The organism is Streptomyces sp. NPDC006265 (assembly GCF_040613555.1).
Taxonomy (GTDB): Bacteria; Actinomycetota; Actinomycetes; order Streptomycetales; family Streptomycetaceae; genus Streptomyces.
In genome coordinates this window covers 1-9325 of the sequence record NZ_JBEXSH010000307.1, presented here as the reverse complement: position 1 = coordinate 9325, position 9325 = coordinate 1, and the positions used below count along the sequence as shown (strand labels likewise).

11 protein-coding genes and 1 pseudogene are annotated in these 9325 nt (G+C 72.0%); 4 read left to right on the top strand and 8 right to left on the bottom strand.

Features of this window, described 5'->3' with window-relative positions:
• A pseudogene (locus ABZ281_RS23845) lies at positions 1-95 on the top strand (Flp pilus assembly protein CpaB); the annotation flags it as partial.
• Here ABZ281_RS23845 and ABZ281_RS23840 read toward each other — a convergent pair.
• The 8 genes from ABZ281_RS23840 to ABZ281_RS23805 form a co-directional block, all read right to left on the bottom strand.
• Entirely contained in the window at positions 58-564 is a 507-nt protein-coding gene (locus ABZ281_RS23840; protein ID WP_356658469.1) for an SDR family NAD(P)-dependent oxidoreductase, read from the bottom strand. The pseudogene ABZ281_RS23845 and the gene ABZ281_RS23840 overlap by 38 nt on opposite strands.
• Positions 565-632: 68 nt before the next feature.
• A complete protein-coding gene (locus ABZ281_RS23835; RefSeq protein ID WP_356658467.1) occupies positions 633-1619 on the bottom strand; it encodes a ketoacyl-ACP synthase III in 987 nt (328 codons plus the stop codon).
• Positions 1620-1673: 54 nt separating this feature from the next.
• On the bottom strand, positions 1674-2417 hold the full coding sequence (gene fabG, locus ABZ281_RS23830; protein WP_356658465.1) for a 3-oxoacyl-ACP reductase FabG: 744 nt from the start codon (positions 2415-2417) through the stop codon (positions 1674-1676).
• Positions 2414-3670 carry a beta-ketoacyl-[acyl-carrier-protein] synthase family protein gene (locus tag ABZ281_RS23825; RefSeq protein ID WP_356658463.1) on the bottom strand — a complete coding sequence of 419 codons (1257 nt, stop codon included), beginning with the start codon at positions 3668-3670 and terminating at the stop codon, positions 2414-2416. Before ABZ281_RS23825 ends, fabG begins: the two co-directional genes overlap by 4 nt.
• Positions 3670-3909, bottom strand: coding sequence for an acyl carrier protein (locus ABZ281_RS23820; protein WP_356658461.1), 240 nt, complete (start codon positions 3907-3909; stop codon positions 3670-3672). The genes ABZ281_RS23825 and ABZ281_RS23820 overlap by 1 nt, the downstream gene beginning before the upstream one ends.
• Positions 3910-3973: 64 nt before the next feature.
• Entirely contained in the window at positions 3974-5035 is a 1062-nt protein-coding gene (locus ABZ281_RS23815) for a ketoacyl-ACP synthase III family protein (protein ID WP_356658459.1), read from the bottom strand.
• Positions 5032-6036: a ScbA/BarX family gamma-butyrolactone biosynthesis protein gene (locus tag ABZ281_RS23810; protein WP_356658457.1), complete on the bottom strand. Its 1005-nt coding sequence runs from the start codon at positions 6034-6036 to the stop codon at positions 5032-5034. The genes ABZ281_RS23815 and ABZ281_RS23810 overlap by 4 nt, the downstream gene beginning before the upstream one ends.
• Positions 6037-6307: 271 nt before the next feature.
• Entirely contained in the window at positions 6308-7237 is a 930-nt protein-coding gene (locus ABZ281_RS23805; protein ID WP_356658455.1) for an NADP-dependent oxidoreductase, read from the bottom strand.
• 139 nt (positions 7238-7376) lie between these two features.
• Here ABZ281_RS23805 and ABZ281_RS23800 point away from each other — a divergent pair, with 139 nt between their 5' ends.
• The 3 genes from ABZ281_RS23800 to ABZ281_RS23790 form a co-directional block, all read left to right on the top strand.
• Positions 7377-8018, top strand: a complete 642-nt coding sequence (locus ABZ281_RS23800) for an MBL fold metallo-hydrolase (protein WP_356658453.1) — start codon at positions 7377-7379, stop codon at positions 8016-8018.
• Positions 8015-9052, top strand: a complete 1038-nt coding sequence (locus ABZ281_RS23795) for a zinc-binding dehydrogenase (RefSeq protein WP_356658451.1) — start codon at positions 8015-8017, stop codon at positions 9050-9052. Before ABZ281_RS23800 ends, ABZ281_RS23795 begins: the two co-directional genes overlap by 4 nt.
• Position 9053: 1 nt before the next feature.
• On the top strand, positions 9054-9325 hold a 272-nt coding region (locus ABZ281_RS23790; RefSeq protein WP_356658449.1), incomplete at its 3' end, for a methylmalonyl-CoA mutase family protein.

Sequence of the window (9325 nt, the reverse complement as noted above, 5' to 3'; positions counted from 1 at the left end):
GGCTGAAATCCGACGTGCCGCCCTACACCACCCTCAGCACGGGCCAGTTCGAGAAGATCAAGATGCCCGAACGGTGGCTGTCCGACAACGCGGTCTGTAGGCGGACGCCCCGATCGCGGCCCGGCCGGCCACGCAGGACGACACGTTGATGATGCGGCCGCCGACGCCGGTCGCCTCCCGCCGGGCGGTCATCGGGCCGATCACCGCGCGCGTGCAGAGGAAGACGCCGGTCAGATTGGTGGCCAGCGTGGTGTTCCAGTCGGCCACCGACAGCCGGGAGATCCGGCCGTCACGGCTGACTCCCGCGTTGTTGACCAGGACGTCGACGCCGCCGTACGTCTCGGCGGCGGTGGTCATCAGCCCGTCCACCGACACCTCGTCGGTCACGTCGGTGTGGTGGTAGAGCAGCCGGTCGCCGTACTCGTCGGCCAGCTCCTTGATGTCGTACGGGTTGCGTGCCGCGACCACCACCGAGGCGCCCTCGGCGAGGTAGGCCTCGGCGATCGCGCGGCCCAGGCCGCGGGTGCCCCCGGTGATGACGGCCGTCTGTCCGTCGAGCCTCATGGCTCCTCCGATACTGCGTGTCGTGTGCGTGTGGTCGGTGTGCCGTGCTGGTGGGAAGGGGTGGCGCGTCAGTACCAGGTCAGCAGGGCGGCACCCGCGGTCATGCCGCCGCCCACGGATGCCAGCAGCACTCGCTCGCCGCGCCGCAGCGGCCGCTCGCGGTGCGTGGCGTGCAGGGTGAGCGGCACGGACGCGGCGACGGTGTTGCCCAGGTGCGGAGCGGTGTAGGCGACCCGGGCCGGGTCGATCCCGGTGTCCGCCACGAACGTCTCCAGGAGCCTGGTGTTGGCCTGGTGGAAGACGAACCGGTCCACGTCCTCCAGAGCCAGCCCGCACTCGTCGAGCGTCTGGGCGGTCAGTTTCGCCAGCACCGACAGCGCGTAGTCGCGCACCGCGCGTCCGTCCATGCGGAAGTAGTGCCCCCCGGCCTCGCGGGCCTCGGCGTCGAGCGGCGTGCGGGTGCCGCCGGCCTCCACGCCGACGTAGTGGTGGAACTCCCCGTCCGTGACCAGCTGCACCGAGCGCAGGCCGTAGCCCTCGGGCACCTCGCCGAGCAGGACGGCGCCCGCGCCGTCGCCGAACAGGCTCACCGTGCGCCGGTCGGACCTGTCCATGATCGTGGAGAACATGTCGGCCCCGACGAGCAGTACCTGCGCACCGTGCCGCCCCGCCTTCAGCAGGCCCTCGGCGACCGCGAGGCCGTAGAGGAAACCGCTGCACACGGCGTTGATGTCGAAGGCGGGCAGGGTGGACAGACCCAGCTTGTGCTGGAGGATCGCGGCCGTGGACGGCTGCGGGACATCGGGGGTGCTGGTCGCCACGACCAGCGCGCCGAGCCGTTCGCGCGCCTCGTCACAGACGCCCTGGAGCGCCTCGCGGGCGGCGGGGACGGCGAGGTCGGAGGTGGTGGTGCCCGGCTCGGCGTATCGCCGCTGGAGCACCCCGGTCCGCTCGGTCACCCAGGACTCGGGCATCCCCGTCCAGGCACTGATCTGCTGGTTGTCGACGACCTTGTCCGGTGTGTAGGAGCCCATCGACAGGACACCGACTGGCATGGTTTCCCTTTCCTGTGCTTTCTGGGTGGTGGTGGGCAGGTGCGGCACGGGGCGTCAGTGGCCCATGCCGAGCCCACCGCTGACCGGCAGCACGGCGCCGGTGATGTACGAGGCCTCGTCGCCGGTGAGGAACCGCACGGCGGCGGCCACCTCCTCGGCGCTCCCGGCCCGGCCGAGCGGCGTCATCGCCAGGTACTGGTCGAGGCGGGCCGGGCGCACCTCGCGCAGCATGTCCGTCTCGACGAGGCCGGGGGCGACGACGTTGACGGTGATGCCGCGGCTGCCGAGCTCCCAGGCGAGCGAGCGGGCCAGCCCGAGCAGACCGGCCTTCGCGGCGGTGTAGTTGGTCTGCCCGGGCGAGCCGGTGAACGCGACGGCCGAGGAGACCAGCACCATCCGGCCCCAGCGCCTGCCCAGCATGGCCCGGGAGGCGTGCCGGGCCAGGCGGATGACCGACCTCAGGTTGGTGTCGAGCACGGCGTCGACCGCGTCGTCGTCGAGGGCGAGCAGCAGTCCGTCCCGGGTGATCCCGGCGTTCGCGACGAGCACCTCGACATCGCCCTGCTCGGCCGCGACCTCCTTGAAGGCGCGCTCCACCTGCGCCTCGTCGGTCACGTCGCACCGCACCCCGAGCAGCCCCGCCGGGGGCTCACCGGTGCGGTAGGTGACCGCGACCCGGTCGCCGCGCGCGGCCAGCGTCCGCGCGACGGCCAGGCCGATGCCGCGGTTGCCCCCGGTGACGAGCACGGAACGGCCGGTGCCGTCGCCGGGCACCGCGGTGTCCGCAGTCCGTGTCATGCCGGCGTCACCACGATCACCGCGTTCTGGCCGCCGAAGCCGAAGGAGTCGTTCACCGCCGCGCCGATCTCCAGCGGCCGGGCCTCCTTCGCCACGACATCCACCCCGATGCCCGGATCCAGGCTGGTCAGGTTGGCGGTCGGCGGAACGAGACGCCGCTCCACGGCGAGCACCGTGTACACCGCCTCGGCCGCTCCGGCCGCGCCCAGCAGATGCCCGACGACGCCCTTGGTGGAGGTGACGGCCGGCTTCTCACCGAAGACCCGGCGGATCACACCGGCCTCGGTGATGTCGTTGAGCGGCGTGGACGTGCCGTGCGCGTTGACGTGGTCCACCTCGGCCGGGTCGACCAGTGCATCGGCGAGGGCGGCCCGGATGGCCCGCTCCGCCCCGCCGCCGGTCGGGTCGGGCGCCGAGGCGTGGTGGCCGTCGGCGGACGCTCCGAACCCCGAGACGCGGGCCCGGACCCGGGCGCCACGGGCCCGTGCGTCCTCGACGCGCTCCAGCACGAGCATGGCCGCGCCCTCGCCGGCGACGAAACCGTTCCGGTCGGCGTCGAACGGGCGGGAGGCGGACGCCGGGTCGTCACCGCGCGTGGACAGCGCACCGGCCCGGGCCAGACTCGCCATCGCGGTCCGCGACATGGCGGCCTCGGCACCGCCCGCCAGGACGACGTCGCAGACGCCGGCCTCCAGCAGGGCGCGGGCGTACCCGATCGCCGTGTTGCCGGAGGCGCAGGCCGTGGACACCACCTGGTTGGGGCCCAGCGCCTTGAGGTCCATGGCGATGTAGCCGGCGGTCATGTTGACCGGGCCCATCACCATCAGCAGCGGGGAGACGAACTCCGGTCCGTCCTCGACGTGCTTGCCGTGCTCCCGCTCGACCGTGGACCAGCCGCCCAGCGACGTGCCGACGACCACACCGACCCGGGCACCCTCCCAGGTCGCCGGGTCGAGCCCGGCGTCCTCGACGGCCTGCCGGGCCGCCACCACACCGAAGTGGCTGACGGGATCCATGCGTACGGCGCTGCGCCGTCCGAGCAGCGCTCCGGCGTCGAAGCCGGGGACGCGGCAGGCGAAGTCGACGGGCAGGTCGGCGAGGTCCGGGTCGGTCGCGGCCGTGGACTCGCCCGACCAGACCCGCTCGAAGTTGGCCTCGACGCCCAGCCCGGCCGGGGTGACCAGGCCGGCCCCGGTGACGGCCACGTCGAAGCGTTCCGCGCGTCCTCGGCGCTGCGTGGGTATGCCGCTCATCAAGCCACCGGAGCCTTGGCGTCGATGGTGGCGAGGACGTCACCGAAGGTGTTCTCCGAGGTCAGCGCCGTCTCGTCGATCTGCACGCCGAACTCCTTCTGCACGATGACGCTGAGCTCGATCAGCGCGAGCGAGTCCAGGTCGAGGCTGTCGAAGGTGGCCTCGGTGTTCAGCTCCTCGGCGAGCACCCCGAGCTTCTCGGAGACGAGGGCGAAGAGACGGTTCTGGGTTGCGGACATGGCGGTATCTCCTGAGTGGATGAGTGGATGAGTGGATCGAACGAGTCGAGTGCTGGGTGGTATGTCAGTGCCTGCTGACGACGACCGCGGTGAAGGTGAATCCACCGCCGCCGTTGAGCACGAGGGCGTGGTCCCCGGGCTCCAGCAGGTCGGTTCGGGCCAGGTCGGCGAGGGAGGCGTTGAGGTCGCCGGCCCCCACGTGCCCGGTGGCGCGGCCGAGGTCGAGCACCTCCGCGGAGGTGACGTCGGTCAGGGGCGGGATGTATGCCTCCGCCATCGCCTTGCCGCCCAGCCGGGGAATCACGGCGTGGCGCAGCCGTGGGTCGTCGCCGGCCAGTCCGGCTCCGGCCAGGGCCTCCTCGACCACGGCCCGGATCCGGTCGGCCGCCGTCTTGAGGAAGAACTCGACGCCGTACGCCTTGATGAACGCGCGCTTGGTGCGGCGCACGTCGATCATCGGGCTGTGCCCCATGGGCGTGGCGTTGAGCTCGTCGTCCCCGCGGTGCATCACCTCGAGTTCGGCCGCGACCCGGGTGGCCAGGGAGTGCAGCAGCAGGTCCGGGCCGCCGCCTTGCCCTGCCGGGCCCGGTGGCTCGGTGACACGGTGGACGAGGACCGCCGTGGCCGCGTCCCCGGCCGCCATGCCGTAGTCGCTGAGCCAGCGGTGCCAGCTCGGCATCAGGAAGCGGTCGGCCGTCGTGACCAGTGCGGGCCCGGCCTCCGGGTCGCCCTGGAGCCTGCTCGCGGCCAGTTCGATGCCGATGGCACCGCCGTTGCACTGCTGGAGCAGCCCGATGGGCGCGGCGTTGTGGGCTCCGAGGCGCCGGGCGATGTAGTGCGGGGCGGACCAGGCGTCGTGCCCCTGGTGGTGGACGCTCGCGTGCAGCAGCAGGGAGAGGTCCTCGGGCCGGACTCCGCAGAGCGCCAGGGCCTCGTTCGCGGCCTCTACGGCCATGTCGGGCGGTGCGGTGTCCTGGCTGACCGGCAAGGACGTGTAGCCGAGTTCGCGGGCGGTCCGGGCGTCGATGTCACCCGCGGCCAGGGCCTCCTCGACCGTCTGGCGCTGCTCCGGATACCACGCCGCCGCCGTCAGACCGAGCGGTGAGTGGAGTCGCACGACCGTCACCCACCGTCCGTGTCCGGGCCCGCGGGTGCCGGGGCGAAGGCGATCTCAGCAGTGCAGACCGACTCCCCGTCCTGCAGGAAGTCGACGGTGCAGCGCGCCTCGCCCGAGGGCGTGACGGCAACCGTGACCGGGCTGTCCAGCTCCACGAACCGGCGGAACGTGGCGCCGAAGGCGCGGGCGTGGTGCCGTTCGGCGGGAGCTCCGGCGGCGAGCACGGCGGCCTGCCGTGCGGCCTCCATGAGCGCCATCGCGGGCACATGGTCCAGGGGGTGGTCGTACATGGCCGGATGCCACACGGGGACGTCGAGCGTGGCCTTCAGGGTGAGCGTGCCGCCCGGGCGTTCCACATCGGTGAGCACGACGTTCTCGGCCCGCTCCCGCCCGACCAGAGCGGGTGCGACGGTCGCGCCGAGCCGGGTGCGCGGCATGTCGGACGAGGAGGGGGGAACGCTTCCCCGGCTCTTCTCGCGGTGGGCGGTGTAGCCGTCCCGGCTGAGGTACCCGGCCACGATGGCGCTCGTCCCGGCCCTGCGGCCGGCGACGACGAACACGCACTCCAGCGTGGCGGCCAGCAGTCTGCTGCCCCGTCGCTTGAGGTCCCGCGCGCTCACCTCGATCACGAACTCGTCCGGCGCCTCGCCCCGGGCCCGCAGCGCCGCGAGATCCGTGAACTCGGTCGTCCAGTCGCTGATCAGGAAGGACGTGTCGTACGAGACGTCCAGCCACTGGTGTGCGACGACGGTGACCGCCTGGCGGGCCGCCTCCAGCAGGAACAGCGGATCGAGCAGCGCGGGACGCTGCGTGTGGTCGTTGTAGTAGCTGTGCGCGCGAGGTGCCTGGACGGCCACGGCGAACGTTTCGTCGCCGAGCCGCACTGCGTCCGTGACGAAGACCTCCATCACCGCCCGGCGGTGCACCAGGACGCGGTCCATCGAACGCTGGTAGGCGAGTTCGGCCGCGGCCGGAGCGGATTCCGGCCGCTCCTGCTCAGCAATGGTCATGCCCGTTCCGTTCGTCCGTGGGTCTGCTTCGGTGGCCCTTGAGGGCGCTGAATCAGCCTCACAGCCGCCTCTGTGGGTTCGGCTGCGAACGGCGAGGGGCCCGGCAGACGGGCCGGGGCGGCTGAGTGGAGAGCCGCTCAAGGATCACTGAGGCCTGGCACAGGGGCGTGCCCGGACATGCGGAAGGGCCGCCTCCCTCAGGGGACGGCCCGACTTCTCGCACCTATTCTCCCCGGGCAGCAGGGGCTGCCCGGTCCTCCCGCACCCCGGATCAGGAAGGGTCGACCGCCAGGACCACCTTCCCGCGCACATGCCCGCTTTGCACGAGCTCATGTGCGCGTACGGCGTCGGACAGCGGGAATTCCGCGCTGACGTGGACCCGCACCGCCTCGCGGTCGGCCATCGCCACCAGCTCGGCGAGGTCGGCCGGGTCGGGGCGTACGAACACGTAGCGCCCGCCCAGCCGCGTCACGTCACCGGAGATGGAGGCGAGCCGCCCGCCCGGCCGCAGCAGCGCCGGCGAGCCGGAAAGGGTGTCGCCGCCCATGAGATCGAACACGGCGTCGACGCCCTCGGGGGCCAGGATGCGCACCCGGTCGGCGAGCCCGGGCCCGTAGGCCACCGGTTCGGCCCCGAGCGAGCGCAGGAAGTCGTGGTTGCGCTCGCTCGCCGTGCCGATGACGCGCGCGCCGAGGGCGCGGCCGATCTGGACCGCGAGCGAACCGACCCCGCCGGCCGCCGCGTGCACGAGCAGCACCTCACCGGCGGCGATCTCCAGATGGCGGCGCAGCGCCTGGTAGGCGGTGAGTCCGGCGGCCGGCAGTCCGGCCGATTCGCGCCAGTCGAGAGCTCGCGGCCTGTGCGCCAGGGTCCGCACGGGCGCGGCGACCAGCTCCCCGTAGGTGCCGCGCTGCATGTGGTCGGCGCGGACGTACCCGACGACCTCGTCGCCCGGGGAGAACTCGGTGACACCGAGACCGGTGCGTTCGACCACTCCGGCCATGTCGCAGCCCATCACCAGCGGGAAATGCGACTCGAACCAGTCGTCGATGTAGCCCTCCCGGATCTTCCAGTCCGCCGGGTTCACGCCCGCGTACTTCACACGGACGAGCACGACGTCGGGCCCGAGACGCGGCTCGGGAAGGTCCATCAGCTCCAGGACCTCCGGACCTCCGTAGCGCTGAACGGCGATGGCCTTCACGGACAAAACCCCCTGCTGGTAAGGCGACTGCACGCACTCCAAGACTATGGCCCTCGCACTATAGGCGAGACTTGAGCCAGAGTTCTGCCACACAAACGGCAATTGACATATGACCGAGTACTCCGTCAGAGTCGCGGTCATGCTCGTACTGTCCGCCGCCACCGGCAAGTTCGGCACGAACGTCCATCTCGTCGCCGCCGGACCGGGAAATCCCTGCCTCATCGTCGACCCCGGGCACGACTCCGCCGACGCGGTCCTCGAGGCCGTCCGTGCCCACCGTCTGGAGCCCGAGGCCATCCTGATCACGCACGGCCATATGGACCACACCTGGGACGCGGTGCCGCTCGCCCGGCACTACGGCATCCCGGCCTGGATCCATCCGGCCGACCGCTACCAGTTCGGCGCCCCGGCCAAGGGGTTGCCGGACTCGTTCCCCCGCGACCTGCTCGTCGGGCACCCCGACCGCGAACCCGACGAGGTGAGCGAACTCCCCGAGCAGGGCGGCGAGCTGACCTTCGCGGCGGGCCGGGTCACCGTGCTGCACACCCCCGGCCACACCGGCGGCTCCGTCATGTTCCGCTTCGGCACCGGCGACGTTCCGCTGCTGGCCACCGGCGACGCCCTGCTCGCCGGCGGGCCGGGACGCGCGGACGCGCCGGGCGCCAGCCCGGCCGCCCTGCAAAGCTCCCTGCGCATGGTCGCGACCACCTGTCCGGACGACACACGGCTGCTCACCGGGCACGGCCCCACCACCACCCTCAGCGAGACGGGAATCCGATGACCGACAGCTCCGAGACCCCGATGAACGAGACCTCCACGACATCAGGGAGCCGTATGCGCACCGTCCGTTTCCAGTCGTTCGGCGACCCGTCCGTCCTGGCCGTCGCAGACGTCGCCGTACCCGCACCGCAGCCCGGGCACATCACGATCGACGTCGAGTACGCGGGCGTGAACTTCGCCGAAGTGATGTTCCGGCGCGGCCAGTTCCCGGTCGACCTGCCGCACTTCCCGGGCCTCGAGGCGGTCGGCACGGTCCGCGCCGTGGGTGACGGTGTCACCGGGTTCGAGACCGGTGACCGGGTGGCCGCCCTGACCCTGGGCGGTGGTGGTAACGCCGAGGTCGTCGCCGTCGGGGCGGAGCACGTCGTACGGCTGGACGGCGAACTCGCCGACCTGGACGGGGCTTTGGCGGCGGGCGCCCTGTGCAACGTCACCACCGCACTGGGCGTGCTCACCTCGGCCGGGCACCTCGCGCCGGGCGAGACCGTGGTCGTCCTCGCCGCCGCCGGCGGAGTGGGCACGGCCGCCGCACAGCTCGCCCGGTCGCTGGGTGCGGCCCGGGTGATCGGTGTGACGAGCTCCCCGGCCAAGGCCGAGTACGCGCGCGGCTACGGCTACGACAGCGTGGTGTCGTACGAGGAGATCGAGCAGGAGGTGGCCGAGCGGACCGACGGGGCGGGCGCGGACCTGGTCCTGGACTCCGTCGGCGGCGCGTTCCGCTCCTCGGTGACCGCTCTCCTTGCGGCCTTCGGCCGGCACGTCGTCTTCGGCAACGCGGCGGCCGAGGACGTCACCTTCGAAGGCAACCACCCCTGGTACACGAACAGTTCGCTCGCCGGTTACAACCTCGGCGGGGTCGCCGGCCGGGCGCCGATGCTGCTCCGCGCCCACCTGGAGCGGGCGTTGTCGGAAGTCGCCAAGGGCCATGTCCGCGTGGACGTGAAGGTGCTGCCCCTGAAGGACGTGGGACACGCACACGAACTGCTGGAGACCCGGGCCTCCACGGGCAAGTACGTCCTCGATGTCCGGTCCTGACATGCGTGAGTCGGAGTCCGGACTGCCGATCGAGCCGGTTTACGGGCCGCAGGCTCTTGAGGGCTGGGATGCGGCGGAGAAGCTGGGGGAGCCGGGGGCGTTCCCGTATACCCGTGGTGTGTATCGGTCGATGTATACGGGTCGTCCGTGGACGATGCGTCAGTACGCGGGTTTCGGTACGGCGGCGGAGTCCAATGAGCGTTACCGGCAGCTGATCGCGCATGGCACGACGGGCTTGTCGGTCGCTTTTGATCTGCCCACCCAGATGGGGCA